Source organism: Klebsiella sp. 10, from assembly GCF_018223925.1.
GTDB classification, from domain to species: domain Bacteria; phylum Pseudomonadota; class Gammaproteobacteria; order Enterobacterales; family Enterobacteriaceae; genus Klebsiella; species Klebsiella pneumoniae.
Window position 1 is genome coordinate 18,980 of the sequence record NZ_JAGRRB010000015.1, and the last position, 17,230, is coordinate 36,209.

General features: G+C 50.9%; 18 protein-coding genes and 3 pseudogenes. 15 read left to right on the top strand and 6 right to left on the bottom strand.

Going from position 1 to position 17,230, the window contains the following annotated elements; all coding sequences use genetic code 11:
• The first annotated feature begins 66 nt into the window (after positions 1 to 66).
• From KHQ26_RS17890 to KHQ26_RS17930, 9 genes and pseudogenes are all read left to right on the top strand, one after another.
• Complete coding sequence (locus KHQ26_RS17890; RefSeq protein WP_049123935.1) at positions 67 to 894, top strand: DUF932 domain-containing protein; 828 nt, start codon at positions 67 to 69, stop codon at positions 892 to 894.
• 23 nt (positions 895 to 917) lie between these two features.
• A complete protein-coding gene (locus tag KHQ26_RS17895) occupies positions 918 to 1,148 on the top strand; it encodes a DUF905 domain-containing protein (protein ID WP_077258964.1) in 231 nt (76 codons plus the stop codon).
• 68 nt (positions 1,149 to 1,216) lie between these two features.
• Positions 1,217 to 1,657: an antirestriction protein gene (locus tag KHQ26_RS17900; protein WP_049123924.1), complete on the top strand. Its 441-nt coding sequence runs from the start codon at positions 1,217 to 1,219 to the stop codon at positions 1,655 to 1,657.
• Between the two features lie 10 nt (positions 1,658 to 1,667).
• A complete protein-coding gene (radC, locus tag KHQ26_RS17905; protein WP_049123925.1) occupies positions 1,668 to 2,144 on the top strand; it encodes a RadC family protein in 477 nt (158 codons plus the stop codon).
• A gap of 12 nt (positions 2,145 to 2,156) precedes the next feature.
• Positions 2,157 to 2,483 carry a type IV toxin-antitoxin system YeeU family antitoxin gene (locus tag KHQ26_RS17910; protein WP_049257469.1) on the top strand — a complete coding sequence of 109 codons (327 nt, stop codon included), beginning with the start codon at positions 2,157 to 2,159 and terminating at the stop codon, positions 2,481 to 2,483.
• 20 nt (positions 2,484 to 2,503) lie between these two features.
• Positions 2,504 to 2,845, top strand: coding sequence for a TA system toxin CbtA family protein (locus tag KHQ26_RS17915; protein ID WP_049123929.1), 342 nt, complete (start codon positions 2,504 to 2,506; stop codon positions 2,843 to 2,845).
• Between the two features lie 263 nt (positions 2,846 to 3,108).
• Complete coding sequence (locus KHQ26_RS17920; RefSeq protein WP_049123931.1) at positions 3,109 to 4,116, top strand: restriction endonuclease; 1,008 nt, start codon at positions 3,109 to 3,111, stop codon at positions 4,114 to 4,116.
• Positions 4,117 to 4,483: 367 nt separating this feature from the next.
• Positions 4,484 to 5,595: pseudogene (locus tag KHQ26_RS17925) on the top strand (IS3 family transposase).
• Positions 5,596 to 5,613: 18 nt separating this feature from the next.
• Positions 5,614 to 5,937 (top strand): annotated as a pseudogene (locus KHQ26_RS17930) (phospholipase D-like domain-containing protein); the annotation flags it as partial.
• A 191-nt stretch (positions 5,938 to 6,128) separates the two neighbouring features.
• On the opposite strand, the gene KHQ26_RS17935 reads toward KHQ26_RS17930, so the two are convergent.
• From KHQ26_RS17935 to KHQ26_RS17945, 3 genes are read right to left on the bottom strand one after another with little or no spacing between them, the layout of a single operon-like run.
• Entirely contained in the window at positions 6,129 to 6,608 is a 480-nt protein-coding gene (locus KHQ26_RS17935; RefSeq protein ID WP_002887049.1) for an Hcp family type VI secretion system effector, read from the bottom strand.
• Between the two features lie 2 nt (positions 6,609 to 6,610).
• Positions 6,611 to 6,958: a hypothetical protein gene (locus tag KHQ26_RS17940; RefSeq protein ID WP_049125112.1), complete on the bottom strand. Its 348-nt coding sequence runs from the start codon at positions 6,956 to 6,958 to the stop codon at positions 6,611 to 6,613.
• Between the two features lies 1 nt (position 6,959).
• Complete coding sequence (locus KHQ26_RS17945; protein WP_004152211.1) at positions 6,960 to 7,634, bottom strand: hypothetical protein; 675 nt, start codon at positions 7,632 to 7,634, stop codon at positions 6,960 to 6,962.
• A gap of 451 nt (positions 7,635 to 8,085) precedes the next feature.
• Between KHQ26_RS17945 and KHQ26_RS17950 the strand changes: the two genes are divergently transcribed.
• From KHQ26_RS17950 to KHQ26_RS17955, 3 genes and pseudogenes are all read left to right on the top strand, one after another.
• Positions 8,086 to 8,463, top strand: coding sequence for a DUF2778 domain-containing protein (locus KHQ26_RS17950; protein ID WP_016197693.1), 378 nt, complete (start codon positions 8,086 to 8,088; stop codon positions 8,461 to 8,463).
• A complete protein-coding gene (locus KHQ26_RS26095) occupies positions 8,438 to 8,704 on the top strand; it encodes a hypothetical protein (RefSeq protein WP_002887057.1) in 267 nt (88 codons plus the stop codon). The genes KHQ26_RS17950 and KHQ26_RS26095 overlap by 26 nt, the downstream gene beginning before the upstream one ends.
• 1 nt (position 8,705) lies before the next feature.
• Positions 8,706 to 8,798: pseudogene (locus KHQ26_RS17955) on the top strand (type VI secretion system tube protein Hcp); the annotation flags it as partial.
• A 22-nt stretch (positions 8,799 to 8,820) separates the two neighbouring features.
• On the opposite strand, the gene KHQ26_RS17960 reads toward KHQ26_RS17955, so the two are convergent.
• Positions 8,821 to 9,690 carry a phosphorothioated DNA-binding restriction endonuclease gene (locus KHQ26_RS17960; RefSeq protein WP_002887059.1) on the bottom strand — a complete coding sequence of 290 codons (870 nt, stop codon included), beginning with the start codon at positions 9,688 to 9,690 and terminating at the stop codon, positions 8,821 to 8,823.
• 179 nt (positions 9,691 to 9,869) lie between these two features.
• Between KHQ26_RS17960 and KHQ26_RS17965 the strand changes: the two genes are divergently transcribed.
• On the top strand, positions 9,870 to 10,508 hold the full coding sequence (locus KHQ26_RS17965; RefSeq protein WP_002887060.1) for an HNH endonuclease: 639 nt from the start codon (positions 9,870 to 9,872) through the stop codon (positions 10,506 to 10,508).
• Positions 10,509 to 10,590: 82 nt separating this feature from the next.
• On the opposite strand, the gene KHQ26_RS17970 is transcribed toward KHQ26_RS17965, so the two are convergent.
• Both KHQ26_RS17970 and KHQ26_RS17975 read right to left on the bottom strand, forming a co-directional pair.
• Positions 10,591 to 12,270 carry a glycoside hydrolase family 43 protein gene (locus tag KHQ26_RS17970; RefSeq protein WP_002887062.1) on the bottom strand — a complete coding sequence of 560 codons (1,680 nt, stop codon included), beginning with the start codon at positions 12,268 to 12,270 and terminating at the stop codon, positions 10,591 to 10,593.
• A 58-nt stretch (positions 12,271 to 12,328) separates the two neighbouring features.
• On the bottom strand, positions 12,329 to 13,768 hold the full coding sequence (locus tag KHQ26_RS17975) for an MFS transporter (RefSeq protein ID WP_004153321.1): 1,440 nt from the start codon (positions 13,766 to 13,768) through the stop codon (positions 12,329 to 12,331).
• 426 nt (positions 13,769 to 14,194) lie between these two features.
• On the opposite strand from KHQ26_RS17975, the gene xylA reads away from it, so the two are divergent.
• Both xylA and KHQ26_RS17985 read left to right on the top strand, forming a co-directional pair.
• Entirely contained in the window at positions 14,195 to 15,514 is a 1,320-nt protein-coding gene (gene xylA, locus KHQ26_RS17980) for a xylose isomerase (protein ID WP_004186818.1), read from the top strand.
• A gap of 272 nt (positions 15,515 to 15,786) precedes the next feature.
• Positions 15,787 to 17,169, top strand: coding sequence for a carbohydrate porin (locus KHQ26_RS17985; RefSeq protein ID WP_002923187.1), 1,383 nt, complete (start codon positions 15,787 to 15,789; stop codon positions 17,167 to 17,169).
• The last annotated feature ends 61 nt before the right edge of the window (positions 17,170 to 17,230 follow it).

Consider the following 17,230-nt stretch of genomic DNA (forward strand, 5'->3'; position numbering starts at 1 on the left):
TAAAGGCCATGTTCCTTCGGGAGCGTGGCCTTTTCTTTTTATACCGATAAACACACAAAGGAGTGGATCATGCGATTAGCATCCCGCTTTGGTGCGGTGAACCTTGTTCGCCGTGACCGTCCCTTAACCCGTGATGAACTTGCTCACTATGTTCCCAGCGTGTTTAGTGAGGAAAAGCATGAATCGCGCAGTGAGCGCTATACCTGCATACCGACCATCACTCTGTTGGATAACCTCCAGCGCGAAGGTTTTCAGCCGTTCTTTGCCTGCCAGACCCGTGTGCGTAACCCCGACAAGCGGGAACACACCAAACATATGCTACGTCTGCGCCGCGAAGGGCAGATTACCGGTAAACAGGTGCCGGAAATTATCCTGCTTAACAGCCATGACGGTTCTAGTTCATACCAGATGCTGCCGGGACTGTTCCGAGCGGTCTGTCAGAACGGACTGATTTGCGGCGAGAGCTTTGGAGAGGTGCGAGTGCCCCATAAGGGCAACGTGGTGGATAAGGTTATCAAAGGGGCTTACGAGGTGCTTGGGGTGTTTGACAGGGTGGAGGAAAAACGCGATGCCATGCAGTCACTAATGCTTCCGCCGCCTGCACAACAGGCACTGGCAAAAGCTGCACTGACATATCGCTTTGGCGAGGAGCATCAGCCCGTGACGGAATCACAGCTATTGGCCCCTCGTCGCTGGCAGGATGAGTCCGGAGATCTCTGGACAACTTATCAGCGTATTCAGGAAAACCTGATTAAAGGCGGACTGGTGGGGATAGCGGCAAACGGTAAGCGCGCAAATACCCGTGCCGTTAAGGGTATCAACAGCGACGTGAAGCTCAACCGCGCCCTGTGGGTGATGGCAGAGAACATGCTGTCATTGCTCGGTCAGTCCTGATATCGGAACGGAGATACATACTCGTGCATACCGAACCTGCTTTTTCCCTCCCCGACGGTCCGTTTACCCGCCACCAGGCAACATCCCTCACAGAGCTATATAAGAACGTCGCTATCGAAGACGACCAGGGGACACATTTTCGTCTGGTCGTACGCTATAACGGCACGATGGTCTGGCGGGCATGGAACTTCGAGCCAGAAGCCGGACGGTTACTTAACCGTTACATCACTTCTTACGGTATTCGTAAACCCTGACTGAATTAACGACCCTTTATTCCCGCCAGCCCTTACCGGCTGGCTTTTTATTTCCGGAGACACTCACCATGAATATTGCCCTTCCTGATACTTCTCTTGTCCCAGACGCTATAACCGCCACGCTTATCCCTGATGAACAACGTCTCAGCTTCTGGCCTCTGCATTTCGGCACGGTTCCTCAGTGGATATTACTGGAGCCACGTGTCTTTAGCCGGATGGACGCGTTATGCGCGGACTACACCGGTGGCATCTGGAATTTCTTCACGCTCAGTAACGGTGGAGCCTTTATTGCCCCGGACGGTTACGAAACATGGTCGTTGTTTAACGTCCTTAACGGTAATAGCGCCATCCTCGGTAATGAAGCGGCAGGCATCGCCGTTTGTTTGCAGGTCTGGAACCACCATGCCTGGCATACGTGTAGTGACGTGATGTGTGACCACTTTTACAGCCTGCGTAAATATGCCCTTCAGCACCCTGAATGCAGCGCCATCTTGCAGATTATCGACTGAGTGAAACGGTATGACTTTCGAATTAACAGCTTCACCGGCATTGCCGGTGACAACTCGTCGTACGGTTCAGCGAGCACTCTCATTACTGGAGAAACATCTTCGTGAGCCGGGTGCATTGTTTACGTCCACTGCAGCGGTTCGTGACTGGCTGCGTCTGAAAATGACCGGCCTGGAGCGCGAGGTATTTATGGTGCTGTTCCTGGATAACCAGCACCGTCTGCTGGAATGCGAAACATTGTTCAGCGGCACCATCAACAGTACGGAGGTGCATCCACGTGAGGTGGTGAAGTCGGCCCTGCGCCATAACGCGGCTGCCGTACTTCTGGCACACAACCATCCTTCCGGCGAAGCGGAGCCCAGCCAGGCTGATAGGCAAACCACCGACAGGCTGGTGAAGGCACTTTCGCTGGTTGAGGTCAGAGTGCTGGACCACTGCATTGTCGGGGGGATGACGGTGAGTTCGTTTGCAGAACGTGGCTGGTTGTAAAGGAGAACAAAAATGTCATCAAATGACTTACAGCAATGGGGATTATGTCGCAGCATCTCACCGTGCTTTGGCGCAAGGCTCGTACAGGAGAAGAGCCGCCTGCATTTTCTGGCCGACCGCGCCGGTTTTGACGGTCAGTTCACCGAAGAGCAGGCGCTGCGACTCGATCAGGCATTTCCTCTGATTATGAAGCAACTCGAGCTGATGCTCTCCACCGGTGAGCTTAATCCGTGCCACCCGCATTGTGTCACCCTGTACCACAATGGTTTCACCTGCGAAGCCGATACCCTTGGTAGTTACGGCTACGTATACATCGCCGTTTACCGCACTCATCGTTAGCCACTTTCACAAGAGCAAATATGAAAACTCTACCTGCAATAACTCCGCAGGCGGCGACGCTATATCTGTCACCTGTGGCAGTCTGGCAAATGCTGCTTGCACGCCTGCTGGAACAACATTATGGCCTGACACTCAACGACACACCATTCAGTGATGAAACGGTAATTCAGGAACATATCGATGCCGGTATATCTTTGGCCGATGCCGTTAATTTTCTGGTGGAAAAGTACGGGCTGGTTCGTATTGATCGCAGGGGATTCGACTGGCAAGAACAGTCCCCATATCTGCGGGCAGTCGATATTCTGCGGGCGCGACAGGCAACTGGTTTATTGAAAAGAAATCGTATTAGCGCGGCACGGTGAATATTGGGAATAGCCTTCCTGATTCACACTGCAGCTTTCCTTACTTATTTAATTTACTCATTCCAAAAAGCACCTGCCGATGCTGGTTGGTGCTTTTACTTATATGGACGAAATATCATGCAAATAGAAGCTGTAATTTTAACTGGGCACATTATCGCAAGTACAATCCGGGAATGCTGGGCCGTTGTTGTTGATGGTTTTGACGCATGCGGCGAACAAGCTTATGATCCAGCTTAATTTCTTTTCCTCATGAAGGGACGGGTATGGGCAACAGAATGTGGATGATTCGCGGTGACGGCGGCAAGCTCTATGACGATTTTCGCGATAAGCAAATTGTAGGCATCGGTTGGTCTCAGCTGGCTCCATTAGTCAAACCCGGCCTGTCCCGATCCCAGTTACTCGCCTTATACCAGGAGGCAGATCCCTTAACAAAGCTGGGAACAGCCCGTTCTGGTGCATCGCAGGTCTGGCGTTTTGTGAATGAGATCCAAAAGGGTGATTGGGTTATTACCTATTCGCCAGCCAACCGTACTTATTTGCTAGGCAAAGTCACATCCGACTTCCAATATCATCCTGAATGGGTGGAAGAGGGGATGGGGATCGCTCGGCAGGTTAAATGGAATACTCAAGAAATCGACCGCGATAGACTGTCTGTTGCTACCAAAAACACATTGGGTTCTACGCTGACGGTTTTTCAGCTTCCAGAATATGCGCTAGAAGAGCTTTTGCAGGATAAGAAACCCACTATAGATGTAATTACTCAGAATCCAGTTGCAATGGATGAAGATGAGGTCGTTTCTGATCCGCTTCGCGATATGGAAATGCTGGCGTTTGAGGGTATCAAAGATCGTATTAACTCTCTTGATTGGGACGAGATGCAAAATCTTGTTGCCGGAGTTTTACGCAGTATGGGCTATAAAACGCAGGTTTCACCTGCGGGAGCCGATCGGGGTAAAGACATCATTGCTTCACCTGATGGGTTTGGTTTTGAAAATCCACGTATTATCGTTGAGGTAAAACATCGCAGGGAGCAAATGGGGAGTCAGCAGATCCGCAGCTTTATTGGCGGTCGTCATCCAGAAGATCGTGGGCTTTATGTCAGTACGGGGGGCTTTACGAAAGATGCTCGCTATGAAGCCGACCGCTCACAGATACCTCTGACGCTCTGGACGCTGGACGATCTTGTCAGAGCCCTCATTGAAAACTATGAGCAGGTTGATATCGAAACCAAACTTTTGGTGCCTTTGAAGAAAACTTTCCTGCCTGCCTGAATCTTGCTTTGATAGCCATATCGGTGTTCTACTGGTATGGCTTTATAACTACTCGCATTGTCTATTTTTTATACGGATTTTAACTTGTGGGTACAAGTGCGGGTATAACTATTTTCCCCTGTTTTTTAACAACATTGATATCAGTCTATTAGGTGTGAAATTCGAGTCCGGCCTTCGCACCATCGGAACATCAATAGACGTCGACGGACGTCTTTTTTGTGCCTGAAATCCGCGCTACGCAAGGCTTTTCGCGATTCTCCTTTCAACAGAAGTCAATCTGAGTCAACCTGTAAGTATCCCGGCAAAACGAACCATTCACTTTTAGAGATCTTCCGACATACTGATTATGTCCCCAGAGGAGATCGCTATGCGCAAGATCCGATTCACTGAACACCAGATCATCGCCGTATTGAAGTCCGTCGAAGCTGAACGTACCGTCAAGGATGTTTGCCGTGAGGCCGCTATTTCGGAAGCCAGCTATTACAACTGGAAGGCAAAGCATGGCGGGATGGAAGCGGTCGATATTAAAAAAATCAAAGATCTGGAAGACGAGAATCGGAGGCTTAAACAGATGTTTGCTGATCTCAGTCTTGAGTGCCGGGCACTGAAAGACGTCATCGAAAAAAAGCTTTAAAACCAGCGATAAAGCGTGAACTCGTCAGCTATCTGACGACGCAATTTGCCATAAGTTTACGCCAGGCCTGCAGGACGTTATCGCTGAGCAGGACGGTGTATTTTTATTAGCCCGATACCCGGCGTGATGAACCCGAGATCCACGCGCTGACTGAACTGGCAGAACGCTATCCGCGCTACGGTTTTAAGAAGCTGTTCCAGCTGCTGCGCAGGCAGGGCAATACCTGGAACCATAAATGTGTTCACCGGATTTATTGCCTGCTGAAACTGAATTTTCGTCGCAAGGGAAAACAGCGGCTGCCAGTGCGTAATTCAGCACCCCTGGCGACACCGCAAGCGTTAAACCAGAGCTGGCCCATCGATTTTATGTACGACGCGTTGGTCTGCGGCAGACGCTTCCGGACCTTCAATGTGGTGGACGATTTTAACCGTGAAGCACTGGCGATAGAAATCAACCGGAATATCCCGGCTCAGCGAATCATCCGGGTGCTGGACAGGATCGTGGCAAACCGCGGCTATCCGCTGAAAATGCGGATGGACAACGGGCCAGAACTGGTCTCGCGGGCACTGGCACAATGGGCCGAAGAACATGGCGTGCAGCTCGAATTTATTAAACCGGGTAAACCTACACAAAATGCTTTTATCGAACGGTTCAACCGGACATACCGGACAGAAATTCTGGATTTTTACCTGTTCAGAACACTGAATGAAGCACGGGAAATTACCGAGCGCTGGCTGATAGAATATAACAACGAGCGGCCTCATGAGTCCCTGAACAACCTGACGCCGGAAGAGTACCGGCTGATGGCTGAAAAACCGGAACTCTCAAAAAGTGCGTGGAACTAAAACAGGTGTGCTTAAAGTGGTATCGACATTACTGTCGTAACGGATAAAAGCTTTAATACCCAAAACGTCAGTTATGAAAAGCGCAAAGCAAAACAGCAGCGCCTTAATGATGCAGTGGAAAAACTAAATGCGCTGGGCATTGTGACTATGTTGGTCAACCGTGTTCACAGTAAAATCGTGATTGGTGATGAAGGGCTGCTGTGCATAGGATCGTTCAACTGGTTTAGCGCTACGCGTGATGAGAAGTACAAACGATACGATACGTCGATGGTATACCGTGGCGAAAGCTTACAAGCGGAAATTAAAACGATTTATTCCAGCCTGGAGCAGCGGAAGTTATAGGGGCTTATCGCAATGCAGGTATCGAATGTGTTGAATTAATTTAGCGCTACTCAAGGAGGTATAGCTTCAAGATACTATGCCTCCAAACCATGCGGTTGCATTTGGATGGCTTGTTTGGCGAGGGTGGTTTAAATAATCAGTTGAACTCAGAAAAGGCCACTTTTTTGAATGGCCTTTAGTCTAAGGGGAATTTATGCCGTTGCCCTGTGGTTCCAGGAATCTTTGTAAATGATATTCCCATCGCAATGTTTCCAGGTGATGGCCTCATACCTTAACTGAATCGTCTCGCTGTGCGTACCTGTACCAGAATCAGGAAATAAGTTGGGGGTAATTCCGGTTACTTTTACATTCTCTAATGTAATATTAAAATATTCGCTTTCAACACCTGCATCAAGGATCTGATACATCTTTATGGTTGCCGACTTTAATGTTTGGTTCTCACTCAGCGCTTTGTATAAAAGGGGCGTTGTTTTATCAAAATCTTTCTGTACCGTAATAGGCGTATGTACTCTGGTTCCTGTTAATCTCCCGGTGTTTCCATCCACAGGAATGGATAGGTGGTGCGTTACCGCTTTTAATTCAATAGCGCCAATACGCCCTGTAACGAGAGAACTACCCGTTATAGGGGAGCCGTTTGTATCGGTTAGCCAAAGATATGCTGGATTTGACATGATTATTCCTTATCTCTATTTATAAATGAAGGTAAACAAAATATTATAATGACCCATAAAAACAGACCAATAACCTTAACCGGCCACGGGTCAAGTAAGGCTATGCAAACAATAGCGCCAATAATTAATAGTGGGCCTGATAGTAAATTAAAAATACCGCTTAACACACCTATCTTTGTTCCCAGTAATCTATTCAATGCAATGGCGATGATATAAGCGCTACCGATTATAATCGTCACTGCGATTATTTTATTCTGCCAGTTATTAAACTCAGTCAGGCAAATAAAGCATGTGGTAATAATATAGGTGCAGAGAACTATATCGACGAGTGGCGTGATGATTTTTTTCATATCACCCAGCCTTAGCATTCGTATTTAAATGATCTTCCACTCTTTTCATAATCTTGTCGAATACGGGGTTGCCCTCGGTGTACCCTGCATGGATGGCATCCACAAAAGGTTGTACCGCATCGGCAAATAAGAAATAAAGCAGATCATAATCGCGGGGTCTTAACAACGAGTATACCTCGGGCTCTTCATTCCTGAGTTTATCAGACGTCCTGATGGATCGCTCTGCCATTCCACCAAACAAGAGGATAGTACTTAAAAAGGCTATTGGATTCCCTTTCCCCTTAAATACTACATAAGTAAATGACGTTTTTTCTATAACGGCTTTAGCGATGTTCGATGCGATAATATTCGTAGAGATTCTACCCACGATAGAGGTAACTACACTTCTGTATATTCTATCTTGTTCTGATTCGGATAGATATTTATTAAATAACTGAAAGATTAATTTAACTGCATTAACGATATTTTCATAGTTAAGAATGTCATGTCTTATCGCGGTCATCATACGGATTCTTTCTGTTTCACGTTCATATCTTGTATCCGTATCAAAGATACCGTAAATCAGATAACCATAATCTAAAGGAACAGATAATCCACCATTGATAAGCCCTGTAACTGTATCAGGAGAGATAATGATGTTATATAACTTCCGCGCTATCCCTTCTATGTCTGCCATATAGCTATCCTATGTTTAAATAAATGACTGAGGATGTACATCATTTTTGCAAGAAATAATCGATGGTAATTTACAAGAGAATAAGTAACTTGATAAGTGTTACTATAACCTAATTGTTACAAATTGTATTGCAAAATGATTTTGAACCATTGATTTAAATAAGGCTTAAAACAGCATAGTATATCACTTTACGGTTGATTATTATGATGAATTATCTTGGTGTGAGATGTATTAATTTAATAAATAATAAAGCGCATATAAGTATTCGATAAGTGATTGGATACGCAAAAAATTTGGATGTTAAAATTATTGGTTTATATGTATTTGCTCTGACTTGTTCATGGCAGAAACGGGTTATGACTCATGAACAGGCGGTTTATGTGAACACATCGACAGCATCATGTTGTGCCGTCGATATCCTTCACGAGCAAACATTGACGGATTCACCAGAGTGATATCCGCTTCCGGCGTGAGAGCGGGGGCTACAGCCGATTCTTTGAAAATAAATAAAAGCAGGGCTAATACCAATCGTTTCATTACGTCCTGCCGCGAACTACGGCGGGGGAATAGCGATTGGTTTGCGTTATGGCGTGACGACCGCGGAATTGACGATGAGACGTGGGTAGAGGGTGTGAAACGTGGTAACTTCCGTTTGCATCCGGGTACGGTTTCCGAGGGTTGTATTACTATCGCCCATAATTCTGATTTTGCCATGATCCGGAATGCGCTTATGAATACATCGTTAGTACAGGTTCCCTGCATCCGTTCCCTGATGGCTCGCGGTTGGGTGGAGGTTGTTGCCAGTGGCTCTAATAACGCTTGCCCGTAAAATCAGTAAGATTATTTATTTTATATTGCTGTTTTTGGTTCTGGGACGTGCACTTCCAAGGCCGGAAATCTATCTCGATTATGATATCGCAAGGGATATTTGCCACTTCTTGTTCGGGAGTGTGAACGCCGATACGATGTATGACACTTTCTTTTATATATCACTGATAATAGTAATATTCCTTTCAGCTGTACTCTACATTATTACATTGCAGCTAATTTCAACGATAAGGAGCAAATGAGATGCCAATTCCTCCGTATATGTGTCTTAAAGACGATGGTGGCGCAGACACGAAAGGAGCTGTTGATGTTCAGGAGCGAGAAGGCAGCATCGAAACCCGCTTATCACCATCCCCCCTTACCCCCTGAACACCTCCCGCCGGTGCCATGCCACAAACCCCTCCTGGGGATAACATTCTTTCCCCTGCGGCAAGGTAATCGGCTTACCATCAAAATCCCAGAACAGCCTGCCAACGATGCCTCCGCCGTTCACCGCTGGCGAAACCTGGATGCGCATATCCTCATCCAGACCAATGGATCCTTTATCAAAAGCCTTATGGTGAATCGCGCAGAGCGCCAGGCCGTTAGGGATTTCGCATGGGCCGCCGTGCTGCTTCCATTTGATATGGGCCGCTTCCAGGGCGACGGAGGTATTATCATGGCGCATATTGAAGCCGCAGATCGCGCACTCATAGTTATAGGCGCGCAGCACCTGCTGGCGAAAATGCGGGTCGCGCTCTTTGCGGATCTGCAGCAGATCAAACCCCATCTCTTCTGCCAGTTCTTCCTGAATACTCTCCGGAAAGTGCGCCTCGAGGATCTGATGGGCGAGGGTATTGATCAGCCTCTTATTTCTGTTGAGTAACGCAAAATGCGGCTCATCGAAGCCGCCGGCGACGTGACAGAGCTCCAGCTCTTTGCCGGGCGGCTTTCGGCTGCCCTGGATTGAGCACTGCTCGCTGTTGTGCAGCTCCCAGAAGCCGTCGCCTTTCAGGCGCCAGAACGGCATGTCCGGCCGGTACTGGCGGCGCTGTGGGCCAAAGCGTTCCAGCAGGCTATGCAGCTCATCGCGTATCTCCGAGGCGTAGTCGAACATCCGCGCATGGCCGCGCTGGTACTGGGAAAGGACGTACAGCAGTAACAGTGGCTTATGCGGCGCACGCTGTTCGCCTTTGCGCCAGATAGTGATGTTCTCGATCGCGTGTTGCAGGGTCGTGCTGGAGGGCATAGCGTTACATTGGCAGCTAAATAAATGCGATGATGCTCGCAAAATCCTTGCCGATCAACCCACCAGATGCGGCGATTCTACGTGGATCGCTATTTAACTATCACTGCTAGTTATTTGTTCGAAAAGCCCATAGCTTTCTATTTATACTCAAGCTTCGCGCCATCAGATAGCTATGTCTTATGAAAAAACTACCGGACCATTTATCCAGGGAATGCATCATCGCTGCCATTCGCGCTTACGATGCAGGCGTTGCGCATCAGTTTAAAAGCGCGCGTCTGTACGAGATCGAGTTTGAGGGGCGTCGGTATCCTTCAAAAGCCATCGTCGGGTTAGCGGCCACGCTTGCCACGGGAACGGAATTTACCCCGGCGGATTTCAGCGGAGGGATTAAATCCAAATGCGTGCGTCTGTTACTGGATCAAGGATTTACGATCGCGTCGCAGGGCGCTGGCGATGACGAGGTTGCGCTTTTCCCCGATGAGGGACAGACGACTATGGAGTTCGTGGAAGGGGCGGCGATGCAGGTGGTGGTCAATCGCTATGAGCGCGACCGTCAGGCTCGTCAGGCGGCGCTTCGCCTGCATGGCTGCCGGTGTCAGGTATGCGGTCTGGATATGGCCAGCCGCTATGGCGAAATCGGCCAGGGTTTTATCCATATCCACCATCTCATTCCGCTGGCCGGGATCAAGCAGGACTACCGTCTGAACCCTGAAACCGATCTGATCCCGGTATGTCCCAATTGCCATGCAATGCTGCACCGGCGAGATCCGCCGTTTACTCCCGAAGAGCTGAAGGCCCGGCTGCGCCCCGCAGACTGACATCCTACAGCGCTCGCTTTAATTACATCACACACAGCACAAACCCCACGCTACCTCACCGGTAGCGTGGGCCAGCTTTCTCTTACTTATCCCGCGTCTCGCCAGCCTCCCAGCTATAGCTCCCATCGGCCGCTAACCTATCGCCCAGTTCCTGATACTCGAACTGATAAAACTCAGCCTGGGTGCCGTACCCGGCGTAGTCTACCGCCGCCAGGCCGACGAACGCCCCGGTAAAGAACCCGCCGTAGCTCTGCAACACATAGTCATCGGACAGTACCGCGGCATCCAGCTGGACCGGGATCTCGGTGAACGTCACGCCATCGAAGCTGTATTCATAGCTGTAGGTCTGCTTGCGGACTTTAGTCCGGAACCAGACGTATTCGACGCCGTCCGGCACCTTGATGGCGTTATCTTTCAGGTACGACGTGTATTTCCCGCGGTTATTTTCGCCGACTTCGATGACCTTGCCGTTAATTTCATTCCAGGTCAGGAAGACGAAGCTCCAGTGGCGGTCGTTATAGTAATTCGTTAACCCGGCCATCTGCTGGTAGCTGAAGGGCTCGAATTTCACCTTCACCGCGGCGTCAAAATAGAAGGCCTGCCAGCGGCGGGCAATCAGCGACAGGTCATGCGTATTGGCTAACGAACCCTGGCCGATTAAGGTTAATTTGCCGTCGCCGGTGGTGCCCATTTTGGCCGTAAACGGCACCCGCAGGGTATTCCAGTTCGGGTCGAGCGCTGGCGAGGTAAAGTCATCCTGCTGGCTATTATCGCTGGCGCTTTCGGTGAAGATGGCGTCTTTTGGCCCTTCGACGAAGGTTTTCCCGCCGTGACCGCCTTCAATACGCGGCCAGCCCTCGTCGTCCCAGTACACTTTCTGGATCGCGGTTTCCCGGCCGAGGGTTGACCAGCCGCGCGGGTCGTAGATGGATTCCCCCGGGCGATTCCACGGCCGGGCGCAGAGCGAGGCGTAATACCATTCGCCTTCCGGAGTGGAGACCAGCGCGCCATGGCCCTGTTTCTGGATGTAGCTGTCCGGGGTATCGACGTTGGTTAAGAACACGTCGCCCGGCTCGGTTTCGAAGCTGTCGGCCTCGAGGGTTTTCGACCGCGCCACCACCTCCTGGTGGGTAAACACGGTGCCGCCCTGGGCGGCAAACAGATAGTAGTAGCCGTTCAGTTTATAGAGGTGCGGCCCCTCGACCAGCGCCACGGCGGTGCCGCGGTAGATGGTGCGCGCGGTTTCCGGCATTAACTTCAGCGTCTTGGTATCCAGCTCCGTTAAGGTAATGCCATCGAAGGGGTGATGGTACTCCCGGTGATCCCAGGTTTGCTGGACGATATATTTCCGGCCATCGTCGTCATGGAACAGCGAGGCGTCAAACCCGACGCCGTTCAGCTTGATCGGGTCGCTCCACGGGCCCCGAATATCCTTCGCCGTGGTCAGGTAGTTGGTCATGTCTTTAAAGGCGCCTTCGGTGACCTTCACATCGGTATACACCAACCAGAATTGCCCGTCGGCCCAGGAGAGCGCCGGCGCCCAAATGCCGCCGGAGGAGGGGTTGCCCTTCATATCCAGCAGGGTGGTGGTGGAGAGCGGCGAAGGCAGCAGGTTCCAGTTTTTCAGGTCTTTGGACTCATGTAAACGCACGCCCGGGAACCACTCAAACGTCGAGTTGGCAATATAGTACGTATCCTCGACGCGAATAATACTGGGGTCGGCATTAAAGCCGCGTAATATCGGGTTTTGAATAAGTGACATTTCATTACACCTTTTAAAATGGAAAGTTAAGGATCGGTCTGATTTATAATTTTTTTAACTACACGCGGATCTCATCCAGCTGACGGTTGATGTCGGTAACATGTTTATCGGAGATCGGATAAACCTGCATGATCACCATCGAAATAGCGGCCAGCGCAATTGGGATCCACACCGCGGTCATAATGATCCCGTCGATGGCGCTGGCGCTCTGCACGGCGCCGCTTTCATTAAATCCATACACCGCCAGCAGCCACAGCGGGATAGCGCCGCCGATGGTGAAGCCGATCTTGAAGAAGAGTCCCATAATGGCATTGATAATGGCGGCATTGCGTTTGCCCGATTTTAATTCGCCGTACGCGATAACTTCCGGTACCAGCGCCCACATAAAGCCGGTGGCGGAGGTTAAGCCCCACTGTTTAATAAAGGTGGCGATGTAGGCCAGCCACAGGGCGTCGTGCATCCCTTCGCGGGACCAGACGTAGGTCAGCAGTTCGCCGACGATGAACATGGCGAGGAACAGATGGAAGAAGCCTTTTTTACCAAAGATTTTTTTCAGTTTCGGCCAGAACACCGGGAAGGCGATGCCGGGAATAGACGCGACGAGACCCACCGCGCCCATCCATTCGGAATGGCCGACGACGAACTGGTTGAAGAAGCCGTTAACGGTGTTCATGAAGAACATGAAGGTAAAGGCCAGCATAAAGAACATGCCGAGAATAACCAGCGGACGGTTATGTCTGAGCTCGTGGAAAAGGTCGGTAGTTTTGACGTTGGCGGTCTGCTCGGCGGTCGCGACAACGCGTTCTTTGGTGCATTTGTAGCAGATAAACAGGGCCACCGCGCCGATGATCATATAGATGGCGTACACGCCGAACCAGGCGTAGTTCGCTGACGGATCGGTATAGTTGCCGAGATTCAGCTCAAGGCCAAAAAAGCCGGTGTCTTTCAGGCTGCGATCTTTCGGCGCCGCCATCTGCACAAACATCGGGAACAGGGTATAGACCAGCAGGTTGGCGCTGTTGGCCAGCATCATGCGGGTACTGGTCAGCTTATCGATCGATTCCGGGTCGCGGGTCAGCGACGCATTCAGCGAGCCATAGGGAATATTGACTAAGGAATAAACCAGGTCCAGCGCCAGATAAATAATAAAGGCGAAAGCCACCGAACCTTTCACCCCAGGGATTGGCGCGAACAGTAATGCCGACAGGATCACCAGCGGCACGCCGGCTCGTAACAGCCAGGGACGATATTTCCCTGCTTTTGAGGTTCGTTTATCCACATAGGTTCCGACCATCGGATCCCAAAACACGTTAATGATGCGGACAAAAAGAAAAATAAAGCCTGCCGTTGCCGTGCTGATGGTATTTACCGTCAGCATATGCAAAGCCAGAAAACCCCCAATTGTGCCGAAAACCAGGTTTTGCGCAAAGTCGCCCATGCCATAACCAATTCGTTCTCCGCGGGTTAATTTATGATATTCATCATGCCGACTGTGCATTATGTTTTTACTCATTCTAAGCAGACTCCGGTTTGTTTTGTGTAGGTGAAACACTTTCTGACACAGTTGACCAGGAAGAATCTATTACGTTTTTAAATTACGTAATTATGTTTTTTTACTTCTGTGATCCTCGAAGCAAAGGCCTGTATCACCTGCGTTAAACCGTTTTCCGCCGCTAATTTTCGGGCAGACAGACAAAGTGACAAAACCGGCATTTTAATTTGATATGGATACCTGAATTCCCCAGGGAGTGTACTCTATACGCGCGCGAAGCGAGATATTTAAAATAGTTTTATTTGCGAGATGGCTCACATTTGAGCATTTTCTCAATCGCCGAGTGAAATAACGTAATTGAGCAACCGACGATGAGAATACACGATGTGTCACAGTTGTTAATTTTCCTGTTTCTCAATTTCGGAGTTCATCATGCAAACCTATTTCGACCAGGTTGATCGCGTTCGCTTTGCCGGACCCAAAACCGATAATCCGCTGGCATTTCGCCACTATAATCCGGATGAAATCGTGCTGGGAAAACGCATGGCAGACCATCTGCGTTTTGCCGCCTGTTATTGGCATAACTTCTGCTGGAATGGCGCGGATATGTTTGGCGCCGGTTCGTTTGAGCGTCCCTGGCAGGCCGCGGGCGATGCGCTGGAAATGGCCAAACGCAAAGCGGACGTGGCGTTTGAATTTTTCTACAAGCTCAACGTGCCGTATTACTGCTTCCACGATGTCGACGTCTCGCCAGAAGGCGCGTCGCTGAAAGAGTATTTGCATAATTTCGCCATCATGACCGAGGTGCTGGCGGAGAAACAGCAGCAAACCGGCGTGAAACTGCTGTGGGGCACCGCCAACTGCTTTACCCACCCGCGCTACGGCGCCGGGGCGGCGACCAACCCCGATCCGGAGGTGTTTGCCTGGGCGGCCACGCAGGTGGTGACCGCCATGAACGCTACCCACCAGCTCGGCGGCGAAAACTATGTTCTGTGGGGCGGCCGCGAAGGTTACGAGTCCCTGCTGAATACCGACCTGCGCCAGGAGCGTGAGCAGATTGGCCGCTTCCTGCAGATGGTGGTGGAGCACAAGCATAAGATTGGCTTTGGCGGCACGCTGCTTATCGAGCCGAAACCGCAGGAGCCCACCAAGCATCAGTACGATTACGATGTCGCGACGGTGTATGGTTTCCTGAAGCAGTTTGGTCTGGAAAATGAGATCAAGGTGAACATTGAAGCCAACCACGCCACCCTGGCGGGGCACTCTTTCCACCATGAAATCGCCAGCGCCATCGCGCTGGGCATTTTCGGCTCCGTTGATGCCAACCGCGGCGATGCGCAGCTCGGCTGGGATACCGATCAGTTCCCGAACAGCGTGGAAGAAAATACCCTGGTGATGTATGAGATCCTCAAAGCCGGGGGATTCACCACCGGCGGCCTGAACTTTGACGCCAAAGTTCGCCGGCAGAGCACCGACAAATACGACATGTTCTATGGCCATATTGGCGCCATGGACGTGATGGCGCTGTCCCTCAAGCTGGCCGCGCGCATGATTGAGGATGGCAAGCTCGATCAGGGTCTGGCAAAACGCTATGCCGGCTGGCAGGGCGAGCTGGGGCAGAAAATTATGAGCGGGCAGATGTCGCTGGATAATATTGCCCGATACGCTGAGCAGCATAATCTGAATCCGCAGCCTCAGAGCGGGCGTCAGGAATTACTCGAAAATCTCGTCAATACCTATATCTTTGGTTAATTTTTGCTGACATGCTCCCGCGGGGGCATGTATTCCGCCGTCTATCCGCTGCCGGGAAATAGCGTTTATTGGTTCGTGCTGTGTTTTTTTTTGTCAGTGGCGAAAGACCACCTGTTTAATATCAGCGAAGGAGGAAGGGTAACGATAATTGTGTAACGCCTCTGTGACCGTACAAAATAAAAAATAACTTGTTCTGATGATAGCGACATATTCTGTCAGCTCAGAATAGGCTGGTTATTGTCTGAATAAAATTAACCTATATTGAGAAACTCATGACAATGATAAAAAAACTTCCATTAACCATGGCGGTTATCGCCGCGTTTTTTCCACTTACCTCTGTAATGGCGCAAGAATTTACTCAGGAACAGATCGACGCCATCGTTGCCAAGGCCGTTGATAAAGCGCTGGCCGACCGCCAGGCAAAAATCGACGCCGCGGCCAACAAAAAGGTCGACGTGATTACTAACCCGGAAACCACCGCCGCCTCGCCGGATATGGCCATTCCGTTTGGCCTCAAGTTCAGCGGCTATGCCCGCTATGGCGCTCACTTCCAGACCGGCGACCAGAAATATGTCGGCGTCGACGGCTCCTATAACGGCGCCTCGGCGATCGGCCGTCTGGGCAACGAAAGCAACGGCGGCGAATTCCAGATCAGCAAGGCCTTCAAAAGCGCGCAGGGGGCTATCTGGGATCTTAACGTGATGTTCGACCACTGGAGCGACGAAGTTAACCTGAAGAAGGCCTACGTCGGGGTCACCAACGTGCTGGAATCCAACCCCAACGCCTATATCTGGGCCGGCCGCGACTTCCACCAGCGTCCGCAACAGGGGATCAACGACTACTTCTGGATGAACCACGACGGCCAGGGCGCCGGGGTAAAGAACTTTGATATCGGCGGCGTGCAGTTCGACGTGGCGGCGGTGTCGCAGGTGAAATCCTGTAGTCCGGAAGTGATGGCCGACGAGACCAACCCGTCGCGCATCACCTGTACCGGCAGCTCCGACACCGGCGACAACGGCCACTACGCGCTGACCACCAAAACCCACAACATCAAGGCCGGGCCGATCGACGTCGAGGTGTACGCCAACTACGGCTTTGACTCAAAGGCGGTGGACAGCGACGCGCGTCTCGAAGCCTGGCAGGGCGGCCTGGTGCTGAGCCACACCAACGACAGCGGGGTGAACAAGGTGATCCTGCGCTATTCCGACAACTCGGATAACAGCGTCTACAACAAGACCGACGACCTGACCACGGTCTACGCCAGCTTCGAGGGCAGCCATAAGTTCACCCAGCAGGCGCAGGTGGAATATCTGCTGGCCTTCCATGACTACGACAACGGCAAAGATAATACCGACAACCGCAAAAACTACGGCGCCATCGTGCGGCCGATGTACTTCTGGAACGACGTGCACTCCACCTGGCTGGAAGCGGGCTACCAGCGCGTGGATTACGACCAGGGCGGGGATAACCACGGCTGGAAGCTGACGCTGTCGCAGAACATAGCCATCGGCATGGGGCCGGAGTTCCGTCCGATGCTGCGCTTCTACGTGACCGGCGGCCAGGTGGACAACGAGCATACCGCGAAGGTTAACGGCACCCAGGACCAGCAGCTGGATTCGCTGAACGTCGGCGGGATGTTTGAGGCGTGGTTCTGATGCGATAGCGTTGTCGAAGGAGCGTTCCCGGCTGGCGCTACGCTTAGCCGGGCTACAACTG

Excerpts from the sequence above, each read along its gene's own strand:
- radC (WP_049123925.1), top strand. The coding sequence starts at position 1,668 with ATGACTTTCGAATTAACAGCTTCACCGGCATTGCCGGTGACAACTCGT.
- KHQ26_RS17900 (WP_049123924.1), top strand. The coding sequence starts at position 1,217 with ATGAATATTGCCCTTCCTGATACTTCTCTTGTCCCAGACGCTATAACC.
- KHQ26_RS17935 (WP_002887049.1), bottom strand. The coding sequence starts at position 6,608 with ATGTCAAATCCAGCATATCTTTGGCTAACCGATACAAACGGCTCCCCT.
- KHQ26_RS17970 (WP_002887062.1), bottom strand. The coding sequence starts at position 12,270 with ATGTCACTTATTCAAAACCCGATATTACGCGGCTTTAATGCCGACCCC.
- KHQ26_RS17965 (WP_002887060.1), top strand. The coding sequence starts at position 9,870 with ATGAAAAAACTACCGGACCATTTATCCAGGGAATGCATCATCGCTGCC.
- xylA (WP_004186818.1), top strand. The coding sequence starts at position 14,195 with ATGCAAACCTATTTCGACCAGGTTGATCGCGTTCGCTTTGCCGGACCC.
- KHQ26_RS17985 (WP_002923187.1), top strand. The coding sequence starts at position 15,787 with ATGACAATGATAAAAAAACTTCCATTAACCATGGCGGTTATCGCCGCG.
- KHQ26_RS17915 (WP_049123929.1), top strand. The coding sequence starts at position 2,504 with ATGAAAACTCTACCTGCAATAACTCCGCAGGCGGCGACGCTATATCTG.
- KHQ26_RS17940 (WP_049125112.1), bottom strand. The coding sequence starts at position 6,958 with ATGAAAAAAATCATCACGCCACTCGTCGATATAGTTCTCTGCACCTAT.
- KHQ26_RS17920 (WP_049123931.1), top strand. The coding sequence starts at position 3,109 with ATGGGCAACAGAATGTGGATGATTCGCGGTGACGGCGGCAAGCTCTAT.
- KHQ26_RS17975 (WP_004153321.1), bottom strand. The coding sequence starts at position 13,768 with ATGCACAGTCGGCATGATGAATATCATAAATTAACCCGCGGAGAACGA.
- KHQ26_RS17960 (WP_002887059.1), bottom strand. The coding sequence starts at position 9,690 with ATGCCCTCCAGCACGACCCTGCAACACGCGATCGAGAACATCACTATC.
- KHQ26_RS17945 (WP_004152211.1), bottom strand. The coding sequence starts at position 7,634 with ATGGCAGACATAGAAGGGATAGCGCGGAAGTTATATAACATCATTATC.
- KHQ26_RS17910 (WP_049257469.1), top strand. The coding sequence starts at position 2,157 with ATGTCATCAAATGACTTACAGCAATGGGGATTATGTCGCAGCATCTCA.